Genomic DNA, 25,415 nt, shown 5'->3' with positions numbered 1-25,415 from the left:
TGGCTCAATCCTCGAACAATTCACTCTGGCCGGTGGTGGCATCTTCCTCGTCATCGGGTTTTTGCATCGATCCGGGCAGCGGGCGGTTATCCAGCAACCCCGCTGCGCGCAGTTCCTTGACGCCCGGCAGGTCGCGGGCGGATTCCAGGCCGAAGTGGTCAAGGAAATGTTCGGTTACGACGAATGTGACGGGCCGCCCCGGTGTCATGCGGCGGCGGCCAAGGCGGATCCAGTCAAGCTCGAGCAACTGGTCAATGGTGCCGCGCGATACGGCGACACCACGGATTTCTTCGATCTCGGTGCGGGTGACGGGCTGGTGATAGGCGACGATGGCCAGCGTTTCGATGGCCGCACGCGACAGTTTGCGCGTCTCGACGCTTTCCTTTTGCATCAGATAGCCAAGGTCGGCTGCCGTGCGGAACGCATAGGCATCGCCCACCCGCACCAGATGCACGCCGCGCCCTTCGTAGCGTTTGCGAAGATAGGCCAAGGCTTCAGCCGGATCGCAGCCATGCGGCATGCGCGATTGCAATTCGGCAATCGTCACGGGGTCGGCGCTGGCAAACAGGATCGCTTCGACCATGCGTTCCTGCTCGCCCATCGGCGGGGCTTCGAACAGCGACTTCTCGACAGGTTCGGTCATGCGCCATCCCTCCGGCGCAGCTGGATCGGGGCGAAGGTTTCGCCTTGCCGCAATTCGACCTGACCGCGTTTGGCCATTTCGAGGATCGCCGCGAAATGCGCGGCGGTGCTGGAGCGGCGGCGCATCGGCGTTGCGTCCCAACCTTCGGGCAGGAACGAGGTAAGGTCGGACCAATCCCCGACATAGCCGATCAGCCCGCGCATCCGGTCAAGCGCCTGTTCCATCGTGAACACTTGGTCGCGGTCCATGACAAAGGGGCGGAATTCGTCTTTGGTGCGGATGCGGGCATAGGCACGCATCAGGTCGATCAGCGTCGCCTCATAGGTGACGACACGATTGCGGGTGACATCTTCGGGGATGCCACGGGCAAAGATATCGCGCCCCAACTGGTCACGCGCCATCAGGCGGGCGGCGGCTTCGCGCATCGCTTCAAGCCGTTCGAGCTGAAAGGCGAGGTGCGCGGCCAACTCCTCGGCGGTCGGGCCATCATCGCCGGGTTCGGGGGGCAACAGCAGGCGCGACTTGAGATAGGCCAGCCATGCGGCCATCACCAGATAATCGGCGGCAAGTTCGATCCGCAGGGCGCGGGCGCGCTCGACGAACACCATATACTGCTCGGCCAATTGCAGAACCGAGATGCGGCGCAGATCGACCTTTTGCGTGCGCGACAGCGTCAACAGCAGATCAAGCGGCCCTTCGAAGCCGTCGACATCGACGATCAGCGCCTCGGAGGCGAGGCGTTCGGCCGGTGACTGGCGTTCGGCTGCGGTCCAATCCTCGGTCATGCGGCAAGGCCTGTCAGGGCGGCGAATTCGGCGGCAAGGGCTGCAAGGTCGGCAGGTGCAGGATCGCGGCGGCGCAACAGGGCGCTCGCGGCGCGGTCGGCGGTGGCGGGGCCCATGCGACCAGCCGCGGCAGCCACGGCCTGCATCTCGGCCATGTCGCCCTTGCAGTGCAGCGCGATATCGCAACCTGCCGCAATCGAACGGGCGGTGCGGTCGGAAAGCGTTCCGGCAAGCGCCTGCATGTTCAGATCATCAGTCATGAGAAGACCGGAAAACCCGATCTCGTCGCGGATCACACGGATCATCGCGGCACTTTGCGTGGCGGGGTGGTCGGCGTCATGCGCGGCAAAGACGATATGCGCGGTCATCGCCATCGGCAGGTCGTTCAAGGCGCGGAACGGCGCGAAATCGGTATCGCGCAGGGTTTCGGCGCTGACCGTCACTGTGGGCAGGTCATGGTGCGTGTCGGCGGTCGAGCGGCCATGGCCGGGAAGATGCTTGATCACCGGCAAGACGCCGCCCGCAAGCAACCCGTCGGCCACGGCGCGGGCAATTTCGGCCACGCGCGCCGGATCGCCAGCATAGCAGCGATTTTGCAGGAAGGGGTGGGTTTCGGGCAACGCAAGATCGGCACATGGCGCACAATTGGCATCGATCCCCACGGCGCGAAGTTCCGCAGCCATAATCCGCGAGCGCAGCGCCATGATCTGCCCCGCCATCGCACCGGCGGCTTGCACCTGATCGAGCGGCGGCAGCCACTCGCGCCAATGGGGCGCGCGCAGGCGCTGGACGCGCCCACCCTCCTGATCGACGAGGATCGGCGCATCGCGACCAACCGCATCGCGCAGGTCGGCAGTCAGGCGGCGCAACTGGTCGGGGGTGTCGACGTTACGGGCAAAGAGGATGAAGCCGAACGGGTCGGCATCGCGAAAGAACGCACGTTCGGCGGGCGTCAGCGCCGTGCCGGAACAGCCGAAGATCGTGGCGCCGGTGGCGGGGGCAGTCATCGCTGTTCGACCGGAATACAGGCCACGTTCTGCTCGAGCAGGGTCATGCAGAAACTGCGGGTCTCGGTCTCGTCGGCGAAACCATGGGCGCGCAGGCGGTAAAAGGTGCGCCCCCCGCTTTCGGCCGATTGCACGACAAGCGCCTTGCCTGCAAAGGAAGCGCCGAACTGGCTGCCCAGTTTTACCCATTCGGCGCGGGCCTGATCGGCCGTGTCGAAGGCGCCAAGTTGCACGAGGCGGGTGCCTGCGCTGATCATCGCGGGATCGACCTCGGCAGCGGGTGCAGCCGAAGCGGGCACCTCTCCCAGCGCGGGTGCGGCATCAAGCGCAGGTGCTGCAGCCATCAGGGTGGCAGGCCGTGCGCGTGGCCTTACAGTGGCAGGTGCGGATACCGGCGCCTCGGACGCGGCGTCCGCTGCCGGGTCGGCTACGGCGATATCTTCGACCAAAGTTTCGCCCGCGGCTTCATCCTCGGTCAGCGCGGCTTCGGGGTCGGTGGCCAGCGCTTCGGCAAGCGCCTTGGCCACCGCATCGGGATCGGCCCCTTGCCGTTCGTCGGCAACAAGCGGAGCGACGGGCACGACCACCGGCGCAAGGGCGGGATCGGCCACCGGCGCAAGGGCGGTATCGGCCACAGGGGCGGCAGGGGCGGCACCGTTCAGCTCTTCGGCGGCTTCGTCCTCTTCGGTCAGCTCGACAGGGCGCGGGGCAAGGATCAACGTTTCCGGCGGAGGCGCCGCCGTTCCGATCGCGGCTACGTCATTGACGGCAAGGCCCTGATGCGCGGCCACCTCACCCCCCGGATTATCGGGGGCCACGCGCATCGGCCCCTCGATCGCGCGGATCACCGGAATGCCGGTCACATCGCGCACCGCCAGTTGGTAGCCCCAGACTCCAAGCCCGATCACCAGAGCGACAGAAGATACCGCACCGGCAAGATTGACCAGATGGGAAAACCGCGCCGACCGGGCAGCCGCCTGCCCTTCGGTTGCGCCGTAGCCATCATCGAAGTCTTCGAAGTCCACGTCCGCCATGCCCTGCCCTTTGCGCGCCAGCTCTTGCTGCCACGCTTGCCCGTTCACGCTGGTCGGACGCTTGTTTTTCAGCGCATTTCCTCGACCGGAGTAACGCCGAGAATACCAAGACCGGCGCAAATCACAACCGAAACGGCCCTTGCAAGGGCAATTTTCGCCTGTGACGTGGCCGTTTCGCCCTCTTGGATGAAGCGCAAGCTGGTGTCGTCATTGCCGCGGTTCCACAGCCCGTGGAAATCGGACGCCAGTTCGTAAAGGTAGAACGCCACGCGATGCGGTTCGTTGTTGCGCGCCGCGATCTCGACCAGACGGGGCCATTCGGCCAGTTGCTTGGCCATTTTCAGCTCGGCCTCATGCGTCAGCCCTGCCAGATCGGCGGCGCAAAGCGTTGCGTCATCGACCGCGATGCCAGCCTCGCGCGCCTTTCGCAGCACCGAATTGATGCGGGCATTGGCGTATTGCACGTAAAAGACCGGATTGTCCTTTGACTGTTCCAACACCTTGGCAAAGTCGAAATCCAACGGCGCGTCGTTCTTGCGGGTCAGCATGACGAAACGGGTGACATCGGCCCCCGCCTGTTCGACCACATCGCGCAGCGTCACAAAGGTGCCCGCGCGTTTGGACATCTTGAACGGCTCGCCGTTCTTGTACAGCTTCACCAACTGGATCAGCTTGATATCCAAGGGCACGCGGCCATTCGACAGCGCCGAAACGGCGGCCTTCATGCGCTTGACGTAACCGCCATGATCGGCGCCGAAAATGTCGATCAGCGCATCAAAGCCGCGCCGCACCTTGTTGTAATGATAGGCGATATCGGGCGCGAAATAGGTCCATGCGCCATCCGATTTCTGCACCGGACGGTCGACATCGTCGCCATGCGCCGTTGACCGGAACAGCGTCTGCACGCGGGGTTCCCAATCGTCGGGCTCTTTGCCCTTTGGCGGTTCAAGCACGCCTTCGTAGATCAGCCCCAGCCCGCGCAAGGTGTCAATCGCCGCTTCGATCTCGCCCGTGCCATACAGCGCCTTTTCCGACGAATAGACATCCATCCGCACGCCCAGAAGCGCGAGGTCGCCGCGGATTTCCTCCATCATCATGGCGGATGCAAAATCGCGCACGTCATGCAGCCAGACCGATTCAGGCTGGTCGAGCAGGCTGGTGCCGTATTTCGCCTTGAGCGCCTCGCCCACCGGAATGAGGTAATCGCCCGGATACAGCCCCTCGCGGATTTCGGGCGAAAGGCCGTTCGCCTCGCGGTAGCGTTCAAAAGCCGACCGCGCCAGCACATCGACCTGCGCGCCGCCGTCGTTGATGTAATATTCGCGCGTGACGTTCCAACCGGAATAGGCGAGCAGACGCGCCAGCGCATCGCCGAACACCGCGCCGCGCGTGTGGCCCACATGCATCGGCCCCGTCGGATTGGCCGAGACGAATTCGACGTTGACCTTGAGCCCCGCGCCCAGCGTCGAGCGGCCATAAGCCGTGCCTTGCGTCAGCACAGACCGCACCAGCCCCTGCCAGATCACCGGATTGAGCCGCAGGTTCAGGAACCCCGGCCCCGCCACGTCGGCCCCCGCAACGCGCGGATCGGCCATCAGCCGCGCCGCCAAGGCCTCGGCAATCGCGCGGGGCTGCATCGCGGCGGGTTTTGCCAACACCATCGCAGCATTGGTCGCCATGTCGCCATGCGCCGCATCGCGCGGCGGTTCGACCGCAACATTGGCGAAATCGAGGCCCGCGGGAAGCTGGCCATCCTGCGCCATCGCGTGAAGCGAGGCGATCACGAGGTCCCGGATATCCGAGAAGAGATTCATTTGATCAAGTCCTGTCTGGTTGCCTTTGGCAATGCCAGAGCCCACCAGACAGGTCAAGGACAGCGCGTCAGGGTCGGGTGCTTTGCCAGTCGTCCAGCGCCGGATTTGCGTCGATTGCGGTGGTTTCGGGCGGTTCCACCGCCTTGCCCGCCCGCAGGTAATGGGTTTCGCGGGCGCCAAAGGTAAAGGTTATGACCGCCCCGATCAGCCACCACAGCGCCTCGGGCATGCCTGCCAGCGCGGTCATGCGCTGCGAAAACCCCGCAGGATCGACCATCGCATAGGCCACCAGCAGCAGCGAGCCAAGCGCCAGCAGCGGGCGCGGCAGGCGGTTCATCGCATCGACCATGCTGTTGTAACGCCCTGCCTTTCGGGCGGCGGGCGGCATCTCGGCGGACAGCGCATCGGTCAGCACCTTTAGCGCGGCGGTGGCTTCGCCAGAGGAAAGCAGTCGGTCGATCACGCCCATTTGGCGGTCCTTTCGCGGTGTTGTGCTTCGGTCAGGTGATAGCGGGGCGCAAAGAAGCCCTCGGCGCGGGTGATCCAGCCACCCTTGCCGCCCTCGCTGCGGCGGGCGAATTTGCGTAAACTCGGGCGGGCATCGGCCAAGGCATAATAGAAATTCCGGCGGGCAACGCCGTAGGCATCGGCCAGATGGTCGGGTGCAGCGGCAGCGGCGGCGAAAGCCTGCTGCACCGTCTGCGCCCCGATACGGCCATCGGCGGCGCAGGCAAAGCCCATACGGACCAGCAATTTCTGAAGAATCCGAACCGCTTGCGCGCCTGCGTTCACCTGCATGTCAAACACCTGCGCCTGAAGGGTTTCGGGCAGGCGGTCGATCTGCGGGCGGCGGTAATAGTCGCGCAGGAACACATCGGCGGCCTGTTCCAGCGTCAGCGCGTGCAGATCGGCCATATCGGACCGTCCGTCGCCGTTCAGGTCAAGCCGCAGACGGCGCAGCGTGCCAAGCGTGACACCACGGTTGGTCGGCCCGCCCGGATCGGCGGGGTCGTTGACATAGCCGCCTTCGCTGCGGGCGATGTCCAAAGCGATCTGGATGATGTCCATGTGCCTCTCCGGTCAGGAAGGGCAGCATGCAACGCGCCGGTTAATGCAGGCCTAGCCGAGCGAGCGGTCAGGTGGGGCGGTCAGCTTCCGGGGTTCGGATCGACGTAGACGCCCTGTTCTTTGAGCGCATCCACGACTTCGGACGGCATATAGGTTTCATCGTGCTTGGCCAGGATCTCGCTCGCCTCGAAGGTGCCTGCAACCATGCGGCCCGTGCCCACCATGCCTTGCCCCTCGGCAAAGAGATCGGGCAAAACCCCGGTATAGGCGACGGGAACCGACGATTTCGTATCGGTCACCTTGAAGGTGATCGTCTCGCCCTGCCCGCGTTGCAGCGAGCCTTCCTCGACCAGACCGCCGATGCGGAACACCTCGCCATCGCCGGGCGGATTTTCAAACACCTGACTGGGCGAGCGGAAGAAGTTGATCCCGTCTTGCATGGCATAGCCGATCAGGGCGGTTGACCCCACCAGCAGCACCGCCGCAAGGGCGATGATCTGGATGCGGCGCTGCTTCTTCAGACCTTTCATTCCGGCCATGTCACACCCTTCGGGCCAAAGCCCTTGCTTACGGAAACACCGGCGCCAGCATCAGCCCCGCCGTTTCCTCGATACCCAACATCAGGTTCGCGTTCTGGATCGCCTGACCGGACGAGCCTTTGGTCAGATTGTCCAAGACTGCTATCACCACGGCGCGACCCGCGATACGGTCCCCGATCACGCCGATATGGCAAAAGTTGCTCCCTGCGATGTCGCGTGTCGAGGGGAGTGCGCCAAAGGGTAGCACCCGAAGAAAAGGTTCGTCAGCGTAAGCCTGCGCCAGCGTGGCGTGAACCGTGGCAGGGTCGCCCCTGACATAGGTGGTGGCAAGGATGCCGCGGTTCATCGGCAACAGATGCGGGGTGAACTGCACCAGCACGGGGCGACCGGCGATTTTCGAGAATTCCTGATCGAACTCGCCCAGATGCCGGTGCTTGCCGCCCGCCGAATAGCTGTGCGTTCCACCCGACAATTCGGCATGCAGCAGGTTTTCCTTGAGCGACCGCCCTGCCCCGCTGACCCCGGCTTTCAGGTCGATCAGGATGTCGTCAAGATCGATCACCCCCGCCGCGATCAACGGGCGCAGCGCATATTGCCCCGTGGCCGCATTGCATCCCGTGCCCGCGATCAGGCGCCCGCTGCGGATATCGTCGCGGTAAAACTCGGTCAGCCCGTAAACCGCTTCCTTTTGCAGATCGGGCGCGGTGTGGGGCTGGCCATACCATTTCTCGTATTCCGCCGCATCGCGCAGCCGGAAATCGGCGGACAGGTCTACGATCTTGAGGTCGCGCGGAAGCTTGCTGACCACGGCTTGCGTGGTGGCATGCGGCAGCGCGCAAAAGCACAGATCGATGCCGGAAAAGTCGATCTCGTCGATCTTTTGCAAGCGCGGCAGGGTCAGGTGGCGCAGAAAGGGAAACACCTCGGCCATCTCCATCCCCGCCTTGCGGTCCGCGCTCAGCGCCGTGATGCGCATCGAAGGATGGGTGGCGATCAGCCGGACAAGCTCTGCCCCCGTATAGCCGGAAGCGCCAAGGATTGCGATGTTGGCGGTCATGGGATGCTCCCCTCGAAAGGCATGGCCGTGTGATGCGGGAAAGGGGAGGAAAGGGCAAGGGGTCAGAGGCCAGCCGCGCGGCGCAGGGCTTCATTGATCCGTGATTGCCAGCCGGGCCCCTCGGCCTTGAACGCCGCCAGCACATCGGGGTCGAGCCGGATGGTCGTGGAAACCTTGGGCGCAAGCTCCTTTGGCCGTCCGCGCTGGACAGTTGCCTTGGCGAATTGCTCTACCCAATAGGGGGTGGACAGATCGGGAATATCGTCATCCGGCTTCGAAGCGGGATCGTAATCATCCGTAAATGGCTCGGAGCGCAACGGCGTATCGGGAAATTTCGCGGTCATTTGCTTTCCTCATACTGATCACACGGCAGTTATCTCCGCGCGGGGTCCATGCGACGATCACCATGCGCTGCCGCAGGAAGCCGACGGTCAGGAAGCGCGGTTCGCCATATTCGAAACGCCCGTCCTCGGCCGTTACGCATGGGCCAGCAAACACCACCCGAGCGTCGGCCATGTCGATTCCGCGCAGTGCCAACGTTTCCTGACGCTTGGCGGCATCATACTCGATCTGCATTTTTGTTACTACAATAAATGACGGCTCCCCGTCACCGTGCAGCACGGATGGTTAAAGCGGGGTTAGCGCATCAGGCCCTCTCGAACGCCACATTCTTCCGCAGGAACTGCGTCGCCCGATCCGATACCGCCCGCGCATCCCCCGTGGTCAGGAACTTCGACTCGCGCCCTGCCCCCAGAAACTCGGGCCTCCGCTCCAGATAATCTGCCAGCGACTCGGCCACCAGATTCGCCTGCGAGTAGACCTTGACCCCCTCGCCCAAGGCCTCCTGAAACACCTTTTGCATCAGCGGGTAATGCGTGCAGCCCAGAATCGCTGCCTCGGGCGTCGGCATTCGGCGCTTCAATGCCTCGACGTGGGACCGCACCAGCGCCTCGGCCAAGATCTCGTCGCCCTGTTCGATGGCATCGACCACGCCGCCGCAGGGTTGGGCTTCGACGTCGACCCCGATCGCGCGAAAGGCCAGTTCGCGCTGGAAGGCGCGCGAGGCGACCGTGGCGGGTGTGGCGAAAAGCGCCACGTGTTTCACCGCAACCTCGCGCGGGGGGCTGTTGTCGCCCCATTGCCGTTCGGTCAGCGCCTCGATCAGCGGGACGAAGACGCCCAGCACGCGCTTGTCCTTGGGCACCCAAGTCTCCTGCATCCGCTTCAAGGCGGCGGCGGAAGCCGTGTTGCAGGCAAGGATCACCAGATCGCAGCCTTCATCCCAGAGGCGCGTCACGGCGGCGCAGGTCAGGTTGAAGATGTCGTCATGCGTCCGCACACCGTAGGGCGCGTGGGCGTTGTCGCCGAAATAGACGAATGGCACATCGGGCAGGCGCCGCGTGACGGCATCATAGACGGTCAGACCGCCAAGCCCGCTGTCGAAAACCCCTACCGCCATGTCTGCCCCCTGCCCGCCGTGTTGCCCTTGGGTGAAACCATAGGCAGTTTGCCCGCCCTGCGAAAGCGGGTTGCGGCGCGCATCGCGGCGGACTGGTACGGAACTGCACAAACTAAGCGCATCGGCGGCTTTGCGCCCACGCCGGACCTATGCAGGATTTACATGGCTGCTATACTGCTTACATGGGGCTCGGGTGTCGGTGGGGGCAGTTCAGGTAAGGGCAAGCGATGTCGATGGATTGGGACAAGTTACGGATTTTCCACGCGGTGGCGGACAAAGGGTCGCTTACCCATGCGGGGGATGTGCTGCACCTGTCGCAATCGGCGGTCAGCCGCCAAATCCGCGCCCTGGAAGAAAGCCTGAACGTCACGCTGTTCCACCGCCACGCCCGCGGGTTGATCCTGACCGAACAGGGCGAATTGCTGTTCGACGCCACGCAACAGATGGTCAAACGGCTTGACGCCACCGCCGCCCGCATCCGCGACAGCGAGGACGAGGTGTTCGGAGAGTTGCGCGTGACCACGACCACGGGTTTCGGCACGCTCTGGCTCGCCCCGCGGCTGACCGCGCTGTACCGCAAATACCCCGGCCTCAAGATCGACCTGATGCTGGAAGAGCGCGTGCTCGACCTGCCGATGCGCGAGGCCGATGTGGCGATCCGGATGAAAGAACCGTCGCAGGCCGACCTGATCAGGAAGCGGCTGATGAACATCAAGATGCGGCTTTATGCGACGGTCGAATATCTGGCCGAAAACGGCACCCCCGCGACGATGGCCGATTTCCACAGCCACCGCCTGATCTGCCAGCACCCCGGAACCGCGCAGGTCGCGGCGGGGGCCAACCTTGTGCAGCAACTGATGTCGAATGACATCCCGTCGATGCTGACGGTGAACAACTATTTCGGCGTCTTGCAGGGTGTGATCAACCATATCGGCATCGGCGTTTTGCCCGATTACATCACCGAAGACCTGCCGCATCTGGTGCGGGTGCTCCCCGAGGTGGAAAGCGGCGAGGTGCCGGTGTTCCTCGCCTACCCAGAAGAGCTGCGCCATTCCAAGCGCGTCGCGGCCTTCCGCGAATTCGTGACCGAGGAAATCTTCAAATACCGCAAGCGCGAGCAGGCGTAAGCGTTTCCTTCGCAAGCGCGAAGGAGCCTAAGCCGTTCTTTTTCTGCCAAGAATTCAGGCAGCGCGCCCAGCCATGCAGCAAACGCATAGCGGCAATGCTGCGATTGCAGCATTGTTAAGCTTGCAGCAAATGCCCCGAACCCCTATCTGCATCGGCGAGGCAGTGATTGAGACTTCTCTTGCTGCCTCATACCTCCCTGTTGGACTTCGGCCGAGCTTTATGCTCGGCCTTTTTTTTGCTTTCGCAGCCAAGGCCCGGATTTGCCCGGCACGGCGGCACAACCACTGGCGGATGGTGAAAAATCCGGCAACGGGCAAAGCGGTGGCGCGGCAACCCACAAGTCGCAATTTCCACCTCGGGCGGCTTGGCCCCTTTCCCTTTCGGGGGCTTGGCGCTAAAGCGCGACGCAGGACGACGATCTTTGCAGGGGATGCCAGCATGACCGAACCCAGCCTCACACCCGAGTTGATTGCATCCCACGGGCTGAAGCCCGACGAGTATCAGCGCATCCTCGCGATCATCGGGCGCGAGCCGACCTTTACCGAGCTTGGCATCTTCAGCGCGATGTGGAACGAGCATTGCTCCTACAAGTCGTCGAAACGCTGGCTTCGCACCCTGCCCACCACCGGCCCGCAGGTGATTTGCGGACCGGGCGAGAATGCGGGCGTGGTCGATATCGGCGACGGTCAGGCGGTGATCTTCAAGATGGAGAGCCACAACCACCCCAGCTACATCGAACCGCATCAGGGGGCTGCGACCGGCGTGGGCGGCATCCTGCGCGATGTCTTCACCATGGGCGCGCGGCCCATCGCGGCGATGAACTCGCTGTCCTTCGGTGTGCCCGAACACCCCAAGACCAGCCATCTGGTCAAGGGCGTGGTCGAAGGCGTGGGATCCTACGGCAACGCCTTCGGCGTGCCCACCGTCGGGGGCGAGGTGCGCTTTCACCGCAGCTACAACGGCAACTGTCTGGTCAACGCCTTTGCCGCCGGTCTGGCCGATGCCGACAAGATCTTCTACTCGGTCGCCAGCGGCGTGGGCATGCCGGTCGTCTATCTGGGTGCCAAGACCGGGCGTGACGGGGTCGGCGGGGCCACGATGGCAAGCGCCGAATTCGACGACACGATCGAGGAAAAGCGCCCCACCGTGCAGGTCGGCGACCCCTTCACCGAAAAGCGCCTGCTGGAAGCCTGTCTGGAACTCATGGCGTCAGGTGCCGTCATTTCCATTCAGGACATGGGGGCCGCGGGCCTGACCTGTTCGGCGGTGGAGATGGGCGACAAGGGCGGCTTGGGCATCAAGCTGCAACTGGATGACGTGCCGCAGCGCGAGCCGAACATGACCGCCTACGAGATGATGCTGTCGGAAAGCCAAGAGCGGATGCTGATGGTCCTTAAGCCCGAACTCGAAGCCGTGGCGCGGGCGATCTTTGTCAAATGGGACCTCGATTTCGCCATCGTGGGCGAGACGATCCCCGAAGACCGCTTCCTGATCTTGCATGGAAACGAGATCAAGGCAGACCTGCCCCTGTCGAAACTGTCGTCTTCCGCCCCGGAATATGACCGCCCATGGGTGGAAACCCCTGCCGCCGCACCGCTGGAAAACGTGCCGAAGATCGGCGCGATCGACGGGTTGCGCGCTTTGATCGGGTCGCCCAGCTATGCCCACAAGGCGTGGGTCTACGAACAATATGACAGCATGGTGATGGCCGATACTGTCGTAGCACCCGGCGCTGGCGCGGGTGTGGTGCGGGTGCACGGCACCGGCAAGGCGCTTGCCTTTACCAGCGACGTGACCCCGCGCTATGTCAAGGCCAACCCGTTCGAGGGCGGCAAGCAGGCGGTGGCGGAAGCCTATCGCAACCTTTGCGCCGTGGGTGCGACACCGCTTGCCACCACCGACAACCTGAACTTCGGCAACCCCGAAAAGCCCGAGATCATGGGCCAGTTCGTCGGTGCAATCAAAGGCATCGGCGCTGCGGTCGCGGCTTTGGACATGCCCATCGTGTCTGGCAACGTGTCCTTGTACAACGAAACCGACGGGTCGGGCATCATGCCCACGCCCACCATCGGCGCGGTCGGTATCCTGACCAGCCTTGACGAGCTGATCGCGGGGCGTCCCGTGGCAGGCGATGCCGCCGTACTGATCGGCATGACGCATGGCCATCTGGGCCAGTCGGCAGTGCTGGCCGAGATGTTCGGCATCGAGGCGGGCGATGCGCCACCGGTCGATCTGGACGACGAGCGCAAGCACGGCGAATTCCTGCGGGCCAACCGCGCCCTGCTGCGGGCGGCAACCGATCTGGCCGATGGCGGCCTCGGACTTGCCGCCTTTGAAATGGCCGAAGGCGCGGGCTTGGGTGTCACCCTGCCCGTCTCCGAAGCAGGCTTCCTGTTCGGCGAGGATCAGGCGCGCTATCTGGTCGCCTGTGACCCGACCAACGCCGAAAAGCTTGTCGCAGCGGGCAAGGCGGCGGGCGTTCCCGTGGCCGTGGTCGGCAGCTTCGGCGGCGACGCCGTGGCCTTCGGCGCGGAAAGCGCCGCGCTGGCGGAGCTGTCCAACCTCTACCGCAGCGCCTTTGCGAAAGCGGTGGCGTGAGGCTGCGCCCCGCCACGCCTGACGACTTCGCCTTTATCCGGTCGCTCGCGCAGCGGCCGGATTACGCGCCCTTCATCACTGACGAGGACGAGGCCGCCCTCGCCCGTTACCTGCCGGACCCCGCAACGCGGTTGCTCATCTGGGAAGACACCGCAGGCCCCGCCGGATATGCGCTGTTTTGCGAGATCGGCGATCTTTCGGGGCGGGTCGAGTTGCGCCGCCTCGCGCTCGCCCGCGCGGGCAAAGGTGAGGGGTCGGCTTTCGTGAAGGTGCTGGTGGACCATGCCTTTACCGAGTTGCAGGCCGCGAAACTCTGGCTCGATGCATCGGGCGAGAACCTGCGGGCGCAGACCATATACACCCGCGCGGGCTTCCGGCTGGAAGGCCGCCTTTTGCAGCACTGGTTCCGCCCTGTGCTTGGCCGCACGGTGGATGTGATGCTTTACGGGATGCTGCGGGCGGAATGGGCCGCAATGACCCTTGCAGCCCCTGCCCCGCACGCCTAAATTTGGCCCAAGCACAGGAGACCGGAATGGCCGTTGACGCACGCGATATCGAAAACCTGATCCGGCAAAGTTTTCCCGACGCCAAGATCACGGTCGAAGGCGACGACGGGCAGCATTTCGCGGCGGAAGTGATCGACGCAAGCTTCAAGGGCATGAACCGTGTCCAGCAGCAGCGTGCGGTCTATGCCGCGCTCAAGGGCAAGATGGATGGCGCGCATGGCGAATTGCATGCGCTGGCGCTGACGACCAAGGCGCCGGATTGAAAAAGTGTCCGAGCGCACCGTGTTCTATTCGGAGCTGTTGCGCCTGATCGGTGAGAATTTGGGAATTGCGGCGATGCTGATCGCTTTTCCCTTGGTTGTTTTGGCCCGCCTTTGGCCATATATCCGTTTGATGAAACGTAAGTCCAAGGACGCGCCATGACCACCGCTACCGACCAGATCCGCGAGACGATCGAAAAGAACGATGTCGTTCTGTTCATGAAGGGCACCAAGATGATGCCGCAATGCGGGTTCTCGTCCCGTGTGGCGGGGGTGCTGAACTACATGGGCGTGAATTTTGCCGATGTGAACGTGCTGGCGGACGCCGAAGTGCGCCAGGGCATCAAGGATTTCAGCGACTGGCCGACTATCCCCCAGCTTTACGTCAAGGGCGAATTCGTCGGCGGTTGCGACATCGTCACCGAGATGACGCTGTCGGGCGAGTTGGACGCGCTGTTCGAGGCGAAGGGCGTGACCTTCGACAAGGACGCCGCCGAAAAGATTCGCGCCGCAAACGGCTGATACTGTTGGCTTTACGGCAAAAGGCCCGCGCTGTGACGCGGGCCTTTTCCATATAGGCGCACGATTTTTCTGCGAAAAATCACGCCTGCCCCGACCGCCTGTCTTCGATCCGGTCGGCAAGCGCCTCGGCCCTTGCGGCGATTTCGGCAAGCGTCTCGGTGACTTGCGGCGGAATCACCGGCACTTCGATCCGGTGCGGTTCAGGCGCGCCGCGCCCCTCCGCCTCGGCCAGACGCGCCCTGAGGCTGCGGTTTTCATCCTCGACCGCCGCCGTCCGGTCAGCCAGCATCAGCCCCGCCATCAGCAACAGCCGCGCTTCCGGCAGACGCCCGAGTGACGCCGTCAGCGGCTGCGCTTCGGCATCCAGCATCGCGGCGGCGGTTTGCAGGAAATGTTCTTCGCCGGCCTGACAGGCGACGGTGAAATTGCGGCCACCGATGGTGATGGTCAGTTCAGGCATGTTCAGGCACCTCGGGCGCGATCAGGGGGTCAAGCTCGGCGATGATTTCGTCAAGCTCGGCGATTTCGGCAAAACGCGTGACGCGGATCGATTCAAGCTCGGCCAGCATGGCGCGGTTGATCTGTTCAGGGTCGGCCAGCCGTTCGGTCGCAGCACGGCGCAAAGTGCGAAGGTTTTCACGCAGTTGCACGACGTTCTTGCGAAGTCGCTGCAACTCTAGCCCCTGCACGTCAAGCTGGCGCGTTACCTGTTCGACCCGCGCCTCCAGCTCTGTGGCCGGAACGCTGCGGGGGGCCGGTTGCGCCGCGGCCGACAGTTGCAGCCGCAAAGCCGCGGTTTCGGCACGTGCCGCTTCAAGCTCGGCAGTCAGCCGGTCGATTTCCACCGTTCCGGGCGCCGCCGCAGGGGCCACCTCCGACGGGCCGGGCGATGCGTCAAGCCCCGCGCCGATGCGCTGGAGGGCGGCGTTGATCCGGCGTTCAAGTTCGGCCAGGTCCTGCATGGAATGCCCTTTCGTCTTTGCCTGTCGTCATGGTTCTTTTCGGTCTTATCACCAAGCCGCCCGCGCCATGCCAGAGGCAACTTGCGAATCGGCGGAACTACCCCGTTCAAAAGATATTAACCGAAAGGTTGCCGCAGACTCATCCCTTTCCCTTTCAAAGCTTGTCCTTACACTTGAAAGACTTGGCCAGATTGCTTGAACTCGCCGCTTGGGCTGCTATGCAGCATTCAAGTTTTCCGAAAGCTAGAAGACAGGATCATGGCCTTGGACATCCAAACCCTTCGCGACCGGCATCCCGATCATTGGAAGCGCGCCTGCGCCATCCGCACGCTGACGCTCGATGCGGTGGCAGCCGCGAATTCGGGCCATTCGGGCATGCCGATGGGCATGGCGGATGTGGCGACGGTGCTTTTCGACAAGCATCTGAGCTTTGATCCCAAAGCGCCCCGCTGGGCCAACCGTGACCGATTCATCCTGTCGGCGGGCCACGGGTCGATGCTGATCTATGCGCTGCTCTACCTGACAGGGTATGAAGATGTGACGCTCGAGCAGATCAAGAATTTCCGCCAATGGGGTGCCATTACGGCGGGCCATCCGGAATATGGCCATGTCGCGGGTGTCGAAACCACGACCGGCCCTTTGGGCCAAGGCATCGCCAATTCGGTGGGCTTTGCGATTGCCGAAGAAAACCTGCGCGCGCGCTGGGGGTCGAAGATCGTCGACCATTGGACCTATGTGATCGCCGGTGACGGCTGCCTGATGGAGGGCGTGTCGCAGGAAGCGATTGCGCTGGCCGGCAAGCAGCAACTGAGCCGCCTGATCGTGCTGTGGGATGACAACGGCATCACCATCGACGGCAAGGTGTCGCTGTCGGATGTGACCGACCAGAAAGCGCGCTTTGCGGCGTCGGGCTGGAACGTGCTGTCCTGCGACGGTCACGACCCCGAAGACATCGACCGCGCCCTGACGGCGGCCAAGCGGTCAGACAAGCCGACGATGATTGCCTGCAAGACGCATATCGCGCTTGGCCATGCCGCGCAGGACACGTCAAAGGGCCATGGCGCACTGACCGATGCCGCGCAGATGGCGGCGGCAAAAGCGGCTTACGGCTGGGAGTATGGCCCCTTCGAAATCCCCGCCGATGTGAAAGCGGCGTGGGAAGCGATGGGCAAGCGTGGCGCGGCTGCCCATGCCGAATGGAACACACGTCTTGCCGCACTTTCGACGGCCAAGCAGGCGGAATTCGCCCGTATCTTCGCAGGCACCGCTCCGGCCAAGCTGGCGGCGGCGATCCGTTCGGTGAAGAAAACCGCCGCCGAAACCGCCCCGAAGCTCGCCACCCGTGCGGCATCGGAAAAGGTGCTGGCGGCGATCAATCCGGTGATGACCGAAACGCTCGGCGGGTCGGCCGACCTGACCGGTTCGAACAACACCAAGACCGCCGATCTGGGCGTGTTCAGCCCCGAGGACCGCAAGGGCCGCTACGTCTATTACGGCATCCGCGAACATGGCATGGCGGCGGCGATGAACGGCATGGCGCTGCATGGCGGCGTGCGCCCCTATGCCGGCACCTTCATGTGCTTTACCGATTATGCCCGCCCCTCGATGCGGCTTTCGGCGCTGATGGGCGTGCCGGTGGTTTACGTCATGACCCACGACTCTATCGGTCTGGGCGAAGACGGCCCGACCCACCAGCCGGTCGAACATCTGGCGATGTCACGCGCAACGCCGAACACGCTGGTGATCCGCCCCGCCGATATGGTGGAAACCGCCGAGGCATGGGAGGTCGCGCTGACCGAAACCAAGCGCCCGACGGTGCTGGCCCTGTCGCGTCAGAACCTGCCTGCGGTGCGTAAAACCCACACCAACACCAACATGGTCGCCAAAGGCGCCTATGTGCTGGCCGAAGCCGTGGCGAAGCGTCAGGTGATCCTGATGGCGACCGGTTCGGAAATCGAGATTGCGCTGAAAGCCAAAGATGCGCTGGAAGCCGAAGGCATCGGCACCCGCGTGGTATCCATGCCCTGCATGGAGTTGTTCGCCGCGCAGGATGACGCTTACCGCCGCAAGGTGCTGCCGCCCGGTCCGGTGCGCGTGGCAATCGAGGCAGGCGTCCGCATGGGCTGGGACCGCTGGCTTCTGGGCCAAGGCGGGCGCGAGGCCAAATCCGGTTTCATCGGTATGTCCTCCTTTGGCGCATCCGCCCCGATGGAGCGGCTGTACAAGGAATTCGGCATCACGGCAGAACACACCGTGGCAATGGCGAAATCGATGCTCTAGGGCTTTGCCTGAAATCGACCCAAAGGCCGCGCTTAATGCGCGGCCTTTTTCTTTCCCGTGACCGCTGCGATTGCGGGGCCGATCACCCGCGTTGCAACAGGAATCAGCAACAGCCCCAGGATCACGCCGAAGGCTCCGTCAAATGTGGCGGTCACCGCCCAGGCCAGCACGCCCGGCAGCACCGGCGTCGCATGGGCCGCAACCTCGGCCAGATGGTGGATGCTGTCGTAAATCCACGGCCAGCCCAGCACGTCCAGCCCGTGGGTGATGATATTGCCACCCACCCACAGCATCGCCGCCGTGCCGATGGTCGACAGCACAGACATGAACCCCGGCATCGCCTTGACAAGGCCACGGCCAAAGGCCCGCCCCGCCCCCGTGCGACCGGTCGCGGCCATGTGCAGCCCCAGATCATCCATCTTCACGATCAGCGCCACCGCGCCATAGACACCGACGGTGATCACGGTCCCGACGATGGCCAGCGTGATCGCCTCGGTCCAGAAATTGGAATCGGGGATAGCGGCCAGCGCGATGGTCATGATCTCGGCCGACAGGATGAAATCGGTCTTGATCGCACCCGCCACCTTTTCCTCTTCCAGATGCGCCGGGTCTTTGGTGTCGAAATCCGCCTCGACCGCGTGGTCCTTGGCCGGCACCAGCGCGTGATACAGTTTCTCGGCCCCCTCGAAACAAAGGTAGGCACCCCCGATCATCAGCAAGGGCGTGACTGCCCAAGGCGCGAAATTGGCCAAGAGCAGCGCCACGGGCAACAGGATGACCAGCTTGTTCTTCAACGACCCGCGCGCGATGCGCCAGATGATCGGCAATTCGCGGTCGGCTTCAAACCCGTGCACGTATTTCGGCGTCACGGCGGCGTCGTCGATCACCACCCCCGCCGCCTTGGCCCCCGCCTTGGCAGCCGCTCCGGCGATATCGTCGACCGAGGCTGCGGCGACCTTGGCGATGGCCGCCACATCGTCGAGAAGTGCCAGAAGTCCGCTCATGCTGCCGTTCCCTTGCTATACCGCTTCTACCTAGAACAGCGCGCAGCTTTTGCAAAGGTTCGCCGCTGTTAGCGCAAACCGTCGGTGTTTGCGGTAACATGTTGAAATCATGTCGCTTTTGTACTTGCAGCACAGCAAGGCGCGACTATGACGAAACGTGACAACACGCGCAGAGGGCATCGGCATGACCATCACCATCGGGATCAACGGCTTCGGACGCATCGGGCGCTGCACGCTGGCGCATATCGCGGAATCGGGGCGCAACGATGTGCAGGTGGTGGCAATCAACGCCACGGGGCCGCTCGAGACCAACGCGCATCTCTTGAAATACGATAGCGTGCATGGCCGGTTTCCGGGCGTGGTAAAGGTCAGCAATGGCGCGCTCGACCTCGGTCGCGGGCCGATCCGCGTGATGTCTTCCTATGACCCCGCAACCCTCGACTGGGAGGGGGTGGACGTGGTGCTGGAATGTTCGGGCAAGTTCAATGCCCGCGACAAGGCAGCCGTGCATCTGGGGCGCGGGGCGAAACGGGTCTTGGTATCGGCCCCCGCCAAACAGGCCGACAAGACCGTGGTCTACGGCGTGAACCATCGCCAGCTTACGCCCGATCATCTGGTCGTCTCGAACGGGTCTTGCACCACGAACTGCCTCGCCCCGCTTGCCAAGGTGCTGAACGACGCCATCGGCATCGAAAGCGGCATCATGACCACGATCCACAGCTATACCGGCGACCAGCCCACGCTCGACCGCCGCCACGACGACCTTTACCGCGCCCGCGCCGCCGCCATGGCGATGATCCCCACCAGCACGGGGGCTGCCAAGGCGCTGGGAGAGGTGCTGCCCGAACTTGCCGGAAAGCTCGACGGGTCGGCGATCCGCGTGCCAACGCCGAATGTCAGCGCGGTCGATCTGACCTTTGTCGCCGGCAAGACCGTGACCGCCCATGACGTGAACGAAATCGTGCGCGAGGCGGCAGCGGGCTACATGGGCATGGTGCTGGCCTATGATCCCGAACCCAAAGTGTCGATCGACTTCAACCACACGCCGCAATCGTCTATCTTCGCGCCTGACCAGACCAAGGTGGTCGGCGGCCGCACCGTCCGTGTGCTGGCGTGGTATGACAACGAGTGGGGCTTTTCCTGCCGCATGGCCGACGTGGCCGGTGTGATGGGGCGGCTCCTCCAGTAACCGGAGGGGTCATGAGCGACCGCAACGCAGTGATACTGGGCGCCATGGTGATCGGCGCCCTTTTGCTTGATCTGGCCCTGAACGGCGGGGCGGCTTCGTTCTTCCTGGTGCGAAAGCTGGCTGAACTGATTTATTTCCTGTCATTCTGGCGGCATTAACGACAGACTCGGGTTGAAATCCGACACCGTTTCGCGATGTTAGCGCTATCGCAGGTGGCGGGATTCGCCATGAAGCCAGACGAAAGGGAAAGCCATGACCGTCAAGGTTGCCATAAACGGTTTCGGCCGCATCGGGCGTAACGTTCTGCGCGGCATCATCGAATCGGGCCGCACCGATATCGAGGTCGTGGCGATCAACGATCTGGGTCCGGTCGAAACCAACGCGCATCTTTTGCGCTTTGATTCGGTGCATGGCCGTTTCCCCGGCACCGTGACCACCGGCGAAGACTGGATCGACGCCGGACGCGGGCCGATGAAGGTGACGGCGATCAAGAACCCCGCCGAACTGCCCTGGGGCCATGTCGATATCGTGATGGAATGCACCGGCATCTTCACGAGCAAGGAAAAATGCATGGCGCATCTGGAGAACGGCTCCAAGCGCGTGCTGATCTCGGCCCCCGGTGACGGCGCCGACAAGACCATCGTCTACGGCGTCAACCATGAAACGCTGACCGCCGCCGATCTGGTCGTGTCGAACGCGTCCTGCACCACGAACTGCCTGTCGCCGGTCGCCAAGGTGCTGAACGACGTGATCGGCATCGAAAAGGGCATGATGACCACGATCCACAGCTACACCGGCGACCAGCCGACGCTGGATACGATGCACAAGGACCTGTATCGCGGTCGCGCGGCGGCCCTGTCGATGATCCCGACCTCGACCGGTGCGGCCAAAGCCGTGGGTCTGGTGCTGCCCGAGTTGAAGGGAAAGCTTGACGGTTTCGCGATCCGCGTGCCGACGCCGAACGTTTCGGTGGTCGACCTCAAGTTCATCGCCAAACGCGCCACCAGCGTGGAAGAGGTGAATGCCGCGATCAAGGCTGCGGCAACGTCCGGCCCGCTGAAAGGCATCCTCGGCTATACCGAATTCAAGAACGTCTCGTCCGACTTCAACCACGACCCGCATTCGTCGGTGTTCCACATGGACCAGACCAAGGTGATGGACGGAACCTTCGTGTCGATCCTGACGTGGTATGACAATGAATGGGGCTTTTCCAACCGCATGGCAGATACGGCCGTAGCGATGGGCAAGCTGATCTGACGAAAGAACCCCGCCGTTCCGCGGCGGGGCGTTTTCTGACGCAGAAAACGCGGCGGAGTTTGACGCAAACTCCGCTTGCAACCGGTGCGAACCGAAATCTGCGTCAGATTTCGTCGCGGAATTTGCGTCAAATTCCGCTTTGCGTTTTCAGCTACAGCCATGCGCCAAGCGCATAACGGCATCCGCGCCTTGTGCGTTGTTAGCGCCACCATTCCAGCCCATCTATTGAGCAAGCCGAAGGGACAACCGAAAAGCCCTTGGCGATGCAAAGGAATGACAAAATGCTGACCATGATCGAAACGCTGAAAGCCGCCGCCGCCAATCGGGCTGCCTATCGGCGCACCCGCGACGAGATCGCCCGCCTGCCGCGCGACGTGGCGCTCGACCTCGGGATTTTCCCCGAAGATGCGAGCCGGATCGCTTGGGCGACCGTCTACGGTAAATGAGGAATACCGGCACAGGCTGCCGAAGCGGAGGGTAAAAACCCTCCGCTTTTTTCGTTTATCCCAGCTTCTTCTTCAGCGCATCCACCACCGGCGGCGTGACGAATTTCGACACATCCCCCCCAAGCCGCGCAATCTCTTTGACCAGTTTGGATGCTATCGCCTGACGCCGCGCATCGGCCATCATGAAGACGGTCTCGATGCTGGCATCCAATGCGCGGTTCATGCCAACCATCTGGAATTCATATTCGAAATCCGCCACCGCGCGCAGACCGCGCACGATAACGCTTGCCCCGACGTCGCGGGCGCAATCGATCAGCAGGTTCTCGAACGGATGCACGACGATCTCGCCGCCCGTCTTGGCGACAATCGCGGCACATTCGGCTTCGACCATCGCCACCCGCTCTTCCAGCGTGAACATCGGCCCCTTGTCGCGGTTGATCGCAACCCCGATCACCAGACGGTCGACCAGCGCCATCGCCCGCTGGATGATATCGACATGACCCAGCGTGATCGGATCGAAGGTTCCCGGATAAAGGCCGATACGCATGGGTCCCCCTGCCCTGTCTGTCGGCTTGCACGCAACATTATTGCGCCCGCGAAGGCAAGGCCAAAGCGCCGGTCAGAACCCCTTGATCATCCCCTCCAACGCATCCTTTTCCATCGAAAGCTCCATCAGCCGCGCCTTGACCACATCCCCGATCGAGATCAGCCCGACCATCTGGTCACCCTCGAGAACCGGCATGTGGCGAAAGCGCCCGTCGGTCATCTTCTGCAGCACCTCGTCCGCCTTGTCGTCGCGGCGACAGCTGGTGATGCTGGCCGTCATCACCGAATCGACGGTGTCGGCCATGCAGGCCACGCCGCGCCGCCCCAACTCGCGTACGATGTCGCGTTCCGACAGGATGCCATGCACGCGCTTGCCATCGGGCGAGACGATCAGCGCCCCGATCCGGCGCGTCGACAGTATCTCGGCGGCCTTGGCAAGGCTGGTGCCCGGCGGGACCGTGACGACACCGTCATCGGATTTCGATTTCAGGATCTGCTGGACGTGCATCATCGACCTCCCGTTCCATGTGCTGCCGCATCAGGGTCGGCCCGCTGCCCCGAGTCTGTCAAGAAACGATTGTCAAAACGGGAAGTCAGGCCAAAAGCTCCAGCCGCGCCATTTCAGCCCGGATACCGCTGACGAGCAGATCGGCAAAGCGGTTCAACCGCTCTACCCGCCCGTCATCGGCATGGCGGACCAACCAGAAAGCGCGGGTCAGGCTGACCTGTTCAGGAATGATCTTGACCAACCCCGGCGCGGCAGGAAGGGCAAAGTCATGCACGATCCCGACCCCTGCCCCGCAGCGCAGCCAATTGAGCTGGACCGAAACCGAGTTCGACGCCAAGGGCACGCTGGCCGCCCCGATTTCCGACAGGTAATCCAGTTCCTTGTCGAAGATCATATCGGGGATATAGCCGACCATGCGGTGCGACCGCAGATCTTCGGGCTTTGCGATTCTGGTATGACGGGCCAGATAGTCGGGGTGCGCGGCAAGGTGCAGGTGGTAATCGGTCAGCTTCTGCACGGTCAGGCGGCCCGCCGTGGGGCGGCTGACCGCGATGGCCATATCGGCCTCGCGCTTTGACAGGTTGATCACGCGCGGCAGGGCGACGATCTGCACTTCCAGCCCCGGATTTGCATCGCAGATAGCCGCCAGAACCTGCGGCAGCAGGTAGTTGGCGCAACCGTCCGGCGCACCGATGCGGATCTGGCCTGACAGCCCCTCGGGTCCGCTCAAAGCCTCGCGCGCGCCCTCCATCGCCGCCTCGGCACGTTCGGCGTGGGACAGCAGGCGGGTGCCTTCCTCGGTCAGGGCGTAACCTTGCGGTGATTTGGCGAAAAGCCGTGCGCCCATGGCCTCTTCAAGGCGGGCGATGCGGCGGCCCACCGTGGCGGGGTCGATCTTGAGCCGCTTGCCCGCCGCCGACAGGCTTTCGCTGCGGGCCACGGCAAGGAAGATACGCAGGTCGTCCCAGTCCATTGTCGTTCCTCTCATCGCGCCACGACTTGTCTTGCGCCGTGGCCCAAAGCCACGGTGCGCGCCCGACCCGCCCCCCGGGGCGGGCGCACGTATACGTGCACCCACCCCGCAGGTCGGGCGCGCACCTACCGCCACACACTGCATTTCTGCAAAGCCCTTTTGAAATCTTGCCCCTGTTACCAGCATTTCCGCAAGGCTATTGTGCAGCCAGACAAATGGAGGACGCCATGAAAGAGATCGGTCACTGGATCAACGGCAAGCACGTCGCAGGCACTTCGGGCCGCTTTGCCGATGTGTTCAACCCCGCCACCGGCGAAGTGCAGGCCCGCGTCGCACTTGCGACCAAGGCCGAACTTGACGCCGCCACGGCAGATGCCGCCCAAGCGCAAATCAAATGGGGTGCCACCAACCCGCAGCGCCGCGCCCGCGTGATGATGGAATTCGTCCGCCTGTTGAACCGCGACATGCAGAAACTGGCCGAGGCGCTGTCAAGCGAACATGGCAAGACCGTGCCGGACGCCAAGGGCGACATCCAGCGCGGGCTGGAAGTCATCGAATTCTGCATCGGCGCACCACATCTGCTGAAGGGTGAATTCACCGACAGCGCGGGCCCCGGAATCGACATGTATTCCATGCGCCAACCCATTGGCGTTGCAGCCGGAATCACGCCGTTCAACTTCCCCGCCATGATCCCCTTGTGGAAAATGGGCCCCGCCCTTGCCTGCGGCAACGCCTTTATCCTGAAACCCTCGGAACGTGATCCGTCCGTTCCCCTGATGCTGGCCGAACTGTTCCAGGAAGCAGGCCTTCCCGATGGCGTTTTGCAGGTCATCAACGGCGACAAGGACGCGGTCGACGCCATCCTCGACAACCCGATCATTTCGGGCATCGGCTTCGTCGGCTCGACCCCGATTGCCGAATACATCTACGGTCGTGGCTGTGCCAACGGCAAGCGCGTGCAGTGCTTCGGCGGTGCCAAGAACCATATGATCATCATGCCCGATGCCGATATGGACCTTGCCGCCGATGCGCTGGTCGGTGCCGGTTACGGCGCTGCGGGCGAGCGGTGCATGGCGATTTCGGTCGCGGTTCCGGTTGGGGATGAAACCGCCGACCGGCTGATCGAAAAGCTGATCCCGCGCATCGAAAAGCTGAAGGTCGGCCCCTATACCGCTGGCAACGATGTCGATTACGGCCCCGTCGTCACCGCCGCCGCCAAGGCGAATATCCTCAAACTGGTCGAATCCGGCGTGGCGCAGGGCGCGAAACTGGTGGTCGACGGTCGCGGCTTCAAACTGCAAGGCTATGAGGACGGCTTCTTCGTCGGCCCGCACCTGTTCGACCACGTCACCAAAGACATGGACATCTACCGCAAGGAAATCTTCGGCCCCGTCCTGTCGACCGTTCGCGCCAAGACCTACGAAGAAGCGCTTGGCCTTGCGATGGACCACGAATACGGCAACGGCACCGCAATCTTCACCCGCGACGGCGACACGGCACGCGACTTTGCCGCCCGCGTCAACGTCGGCATGATCGGCATCAACGTACCGATTCCGGTTCCCTTGGCCTATCACACCTTTGGCGGCTGGAAGAAATCGGCCTTCGGCGACCTGAACCAGCACGGGCCGGACTCGTTCCGCTTCTACACCCGCACCAAGACCATCACTTCGCGCTGGCCTTCGGGCATCAAGGAAGGCGCGTCGCTCAACTTCAAACCGATGGACTGAACCGGCCATAGCCGTGACTAGCGAAAGGCCGCCTTGTGCGGCCTTTCGTCATTCTTCGCGCTTGATTGTGCGGCCCCGCCCGTTTCAATTGTCCGCGTACAGG

At 63.4% G+C, this 25,415-nt stretch carries 30 protein-coding genes; 12 read left to right on the top strand and 18 right to left on the bottom strand.

The genetic code is table 11. The features are described from left to right. Positions 1–4 precede the first annotated feature (4 nt). From scpB to murI, 12 genes are all read right to left on the bottom strand, one after another. Positions 5–643, bottom strand: coding sequence for an SMC-Scp complex subunit ScpB (gene scpB / locus HYN69_RS07935; RefSeq protein WP_108435271.1), 639 nt, complete (start codon positions 641–643; stop codon positions 5–7). Continuing rightward, the gene (locus tag HYN69_RS07930) at positions 640–1,428 is read right to left on the bottom strand and encodes a segregation and condensation protein A (protein ID WP_108435270.1); all 789 of its coding nucleotides are present in this window, start codon (positions 1,426–1,428) and stop codon (positions 640–642) included. Before HYN69_RS07930 ends, scpB begins: the two co-directional genes overlap by 4 nt. Further along, positions 1,425–2,435 carry a beta-N-acetylhexosaminidase gene (gene nagZ, locus HYN69_RS07925; protein ID WP_108435269.1) on the bottom strand — a complete coding sequence of 337 codons (1,011 nt, stop codon included), beginning with the start codon at positions 2,433–2,435 and terminating at the stop codon, positions 1,425–1,427. Before nagZ ends, HYN69_RS07930 begins: the two co-directional genes overlap by 4 nt. Then, on the bottom strand, positions 2,432–3,469 hold the full coding sequence (locus HYN69_RS07920; RefSeq protein ID WP_108437092.1) for an SPOR domain-containing protein: 1,038 nt from the start codon (positions 3,467–3,469) through the stop codon (positions 2,432–2,434). Before HYN69_RS07920 ends, nagZ begins: the two co-directional genes overlap by 4 nt. Before the next feature lie 68 nt (positions 3,470–3,537). Further along, positions 3,538–5,283, bottom strand: coding sequence for an arginine--tRNA ligase (gene argS / locus HYN69_RS07915; RefSeq protein ID WP_108435268.1), 1,746 nt, complete (start codon positions 5,281–5,283; stop codon positions 3,538–3,540). A 67-nt stretch (positions 5,284–5,350) separates the two neighbouring features. Then, the gene (locus HYN69_RS07910) at positions 5,351–5,752 is read right to left on the bottom strand and encodes a 3TM-type holin (RefSeq protein ID WP_108435267.1); all 402 of its coding nucleotides are present in this window, start codon (positions 5,750–5,752) and stop codon (positions 5,351–5,353) included. Continuing rightward, entirely contained in the window at positions 5,743–6,351 is a 609-nt protein-coding gene (locus HYN69_RS07905) for a holin-associated N-acetylmuramidase (protein ID WP_108435266.1), read from the bottom strand. The genes HYN69_RS07910 and HYN69_RS07905 overlap by 10 nt, the downstream gene beginning before the upstream one ends. Before the next feature lie 80 nt (positions 6,352–6,431). After that, positions 6,432–6,881 (bottom strand): cytochrome c maturation protein CcmE, encoded by a 450-nt coding sequence (gene ccmE / locus HYN69_RS07900; protein ID WP_108437091.1) that lies wholly within the window; start codon positions 6,879–6,881, stop codon positions 6,432–6,434. A 37-nt stretch (positions 6,882–6,918) separates the two neighbouring features. After that, positions 6,919–7,947 carry an N-acetyl-gamma-glutamyl-phosphate reductase gene (gene argC / locus HYN69_RS07895; protein WP_108435265.1) on the bottom strand — a complete coding sequence of 343 codons (1,029 nt, stop codon included), beginning with the start codon at positions 7,945–7,947 and terminating at the stop codon, positions 6,919–6,921. Between the two features lie 62 nt (positions 7,948–8,009). Continuing rightward, positions 8,010–8,291 carry a BrnA antitoxin family protein gene (locus HYN69_RS07890; protein WP_108435264.1) on the bottom strand — a complete coding sequence of 94 codons (282 nt, stop codon included), beginning with the start codon at positions 8,289–8,291 and terminating at the stop codon, positions 8,010–8,012. Further along, entirely contained in the window at positions 8,239–8,523 is a 285-nt protein-coding gene (locus HYN69_RS07885) for a BrnT family toxin (protein WP_108435263.1), read from the bottom strand. The genes HYN69_RS07890 and HYN69_RS07885 overlap by 53 nt, the downstream gene beginning before the upstream one ends. 70 nt (positions 8,524–8,593) lie before the next feature. Next, positions 8,594–9,406: a glutamate racemase gene (murI, locus tag HYN69_RS07880; RefSeq protein ID WP_108435262.1), complete on the bottom strand. Its 813-nt coding sequence runs from the start codon at positions 9,404–9,406 to the stop codon at positions 8,594–8,596. A 233-nt stretch (positions 9,407–9,639) separates the two neighbouring features. Here murI and HYN69_RS07875 point away from each other — a divergent pair, with 233 nt between their 5' ends. The 6 genes from HYN69_RS07875 to grxD all read left to right on the top strand — a co-directional run bounded on the left by HYN69_RS07875 (position 9,640) and on the right by grxD (position 14,420). Beyond that, positions 9,640–10,533 carry a LysR family transcriptional regulator gene (locus HYN69_RS07875; RefSeq protein ID WP_108435261.1) on the top strand — a complete coding sequence of 298 codons (894 nt, stop codon included), beginning with the start codon at positions 9,640–9,642 and terminating at the stop codon, positions 10,531–10,533. A 439-nt stretch (positions 10,534–10,972) separates the two neighbouring features. Then, entirely contained in the window at positions 10,973–13,132 is a 2,160-nt protein-coding gene (gene purL, locus HYN69_RS07870; protein WP_108437090.1) for a phosphoribosylformylglycinamidine synthase subunit PurL, read from the top strand. Continuing rightward, complete coding sequence (locus tag HYN69_RS07865) at positions 13,129–13,638, top strand: GNAT family N-acetyltransferase (RefSeq protein WP_108435260.1); 510 nt, start codon at positions 13,129–13,131, stop codon at positions 13,636–13,638. Before purL ends, HYN69_RS07865 begins: the two co-directional genes overlap by 4 nt. 26 nt (positions 13,639–13,664) lie before the next feature. Beyond that, on the top strand, positions 13,665–13,901 hold the full coding sequence (locus HYN69_RS07860) for a BolA/IbaG family iron-sulfur metabolism protein (protein WP_108435259.1): 237 nt from the start codon (positions 13,665–13,667) through the stop codon (positions 13,899–13,901). 19 nt (positions 13,902–13,920) lie between these two features. Continuing rightward, complete coding sequence (locus HYN69_RS20550; protein WP_216824670.1) at positions 13,921–14,061, top strand: hypothetical protein; 141 nt, start codon at positions 13,921–13,923, stop codon at positions 14,059–14,061. Beyond that, a complete protein-coding gene (gene grxD / locus HYN69_RS07855; protein ID WP_108435258.1) occupies positions 14,058–14,420 on the top strand; it encodes a Grx4 family monothiol glutaredoxin in 363 nt (120 codons plus the stop codon). The genes HYN69_RS20550 and grxD overlap by 4 nt, the downstream gene beginning before the upstream one ends. A 79-nt stretch (positions 14,421–14,499) precedes the next feature. Here the strand turns inward: grxD and HYN69_RS07850 are convergent, their stop codons facing one another. Next, positions 14,500–14,880, bottom strand: a complete 381-nt coding sequence (locus tag HYN69_RS07850) for a cell division protein ZapA (protein WP_108435257.1) — start codon at positions 14,878–14,880, stop codon at positions 14,500–14,502. Then, positions 14,873–15,382 carry a hypothetical protein gene (locus HYN69_RS07845; protein ID WP_108435256.1) on the bottom strand — a complete coding sequence of 170 codons (510 nt, stop codon included), beginning with the start codon at positions 15,380–15,382 and terminating at the stop codon, positions 14,873–14,875. Before HYN69_RS07845 ends, HYN69_RS07850 begins: the two co-directional genes overlap by 8 nt. A 264-nt stretch (positions 15,383–15,646) precedes the next feature. On the opposite strand from HYN69_RS07845, the gene tkt reads away from it, so the two are divergent. Then, positions 15,647–17,662, top strand: coding sequence for a transketolase (gene tkt / locus HYN69_RS07840; RefSeq protein ID WP_108437089.1), 2,016 nt, complete (start codon positions 15,647–15,649; stop codon positions 17,660–17,662). 32 nt (positions 17,663–17,694) lie between these two features. Here the strand turns inward: tkt and HYN69_RS07835 are convergent, their stop codons facing one another. After that, positions 17,695–18,666 (bottom strand): DUF808 domain-containing protein, encoded by a 972-nt coding sequence (locus tag HYN69_RS07835; protein WP_108435255.1) that lies wholly within the window; start codon positions 18,664–18,666, stop codon positions 17,695–17,697. 184 nt (positions 18,667–18,850) lie between these two features. On the opposite strand from HYN69_RS07835, the gene gap (HYN69_RS07830) reads away from it, so the two are divergent. The 4 genes from gap (HYN69_RS07830) (at position 18,851) to HYN69_RS20970 (ending at position 21,558) form a co-directional block, all read left to right on the top strand. Further along, positions 18,851–19,855: a type I glyceraldehyde-3-phosphate dehydrogenase gene (gene gap, locus HYN69_RS07830; RefSeq protein ID WP_108435254.1), complete on the top strand. Its 1,005-nt coding sequence runs from the start codon at positions 18,851–18,853 to the stop codon at positions 19,853–19,855. Positions 19,856–19,866: 11 nt separating this feature from the next. Next, entirely contained in the window at positions 19,867–20,013 is a 147-nt protein-coding gene (locus tag HYN69_RS20545) for a hypothetical protein (RefSeq protein WP_159082401.1), read from the top strand. A 94-nt stretch (positions 20,014–20,107) separates the two neighbouring features. Further along, positions 20,108–21,112 carry a type I glyceraldehyde-3-phosphate dehydrogenase gene (gene gap / locus HYN69_RS07825; protein ID WP_108435253.1) on the top strand — a complete coding sequence of 335 codons (1,005 nt, stop codon included), beginning with the start codon at positions 20,108–20,110 and terminating at the stop codon, positions 21,110–21,112. Between the two features lie 281 nt (positions 21,113–21,393). Further along, on the top strand, positions 21,394–21,558 hold the full coding sequence (locus HYN69_RS20970) for a hypothetical protein (protein ID WP_174213608.1): 165 nt from the start codon (positions 21,394–21,396) through the stop codon (positions 21,556–21,558). Positions 21,559–21,613: 55 nt separating this feature from the next. Here HYN69_RS20970 and coaD read toward each other — a convergent pair whose 3' ends face one another. From coaD to HYN69_RS07805, 3 genes are all read right to left on the bottom strand, one after another. Next, positions 21,614–22,105 carry a pantetheine-phosphate adenylyltransferase gene (gene coaD, locus HYN69_RS07815; RefSeq protein WP_108435251.1) on the bottom strand — a complete coding sequence of 164 codons (492 nt, stop codon included), beginning with the start codon at positions 22,103–22,105 and terminating at the stop codon, positions 21,614–21,616. A 72-nt stretch (positions 22,106–22,177) separates the two neighbouring features. Next, positions 22,178–22,612, bottom strand: coding sequence for a CBS domain-containing protein (locus tag HYN69_RS07810; protein ID WP_108437088.1), 435 nt, complete (start codon positions 22,610–22,612; stop codon positions 22,178–22,180). An 85-nt stretch (positions 22,613–22,697) separates the two neighbouring features. After that, positions 22,698–23,585: a LysR family transcriptional regulator gene (locus tag HYN69_RS07805; protein WP_108435250.1), complete on the bottom strand. Its 888-nt coding sequence runs from the start codon at positions 23,583–23,585 to the stop codon at positions 22,698–22,700. A 227-nt stretch (positions 23,586–23,812) separates the two neighbouring features. Between HYN69_RS07805 and HYN69_RS07800 the strand changes: the two genes are divergently transcribed. After that, positions 23,813–25,312: a CoA-acylating methylmalonate-semialdehyde dehydrogenase gene (locus HYN69_RS07800; protein ID WP_108437087.1), complete on the top strand. Its 1,500-nt coding sequence runs from the start codon at positions 23,813–23,815 to the stop codon at positions 25,310–25,312. The last annotated feature ends 103 nt before the right edge of the window (positions 25,313–25,415 follow it).

The sequence above is a fragment of the Gemmobacter aquarius genome (genome assembly GCF_003060865.1).
GTDB lineage: Bacteria > Pseudomonadota > Alphaproteobacteria > Rhodobacterales > Rhodobacteraceae > Paragemmobacter > Paragemmobacter aquarius.
The sequence above is the reverse complement of the archived record's forward strand: the minus strand, read 5'-3'. Positions and strand labels throughout refer to the sequence as shown.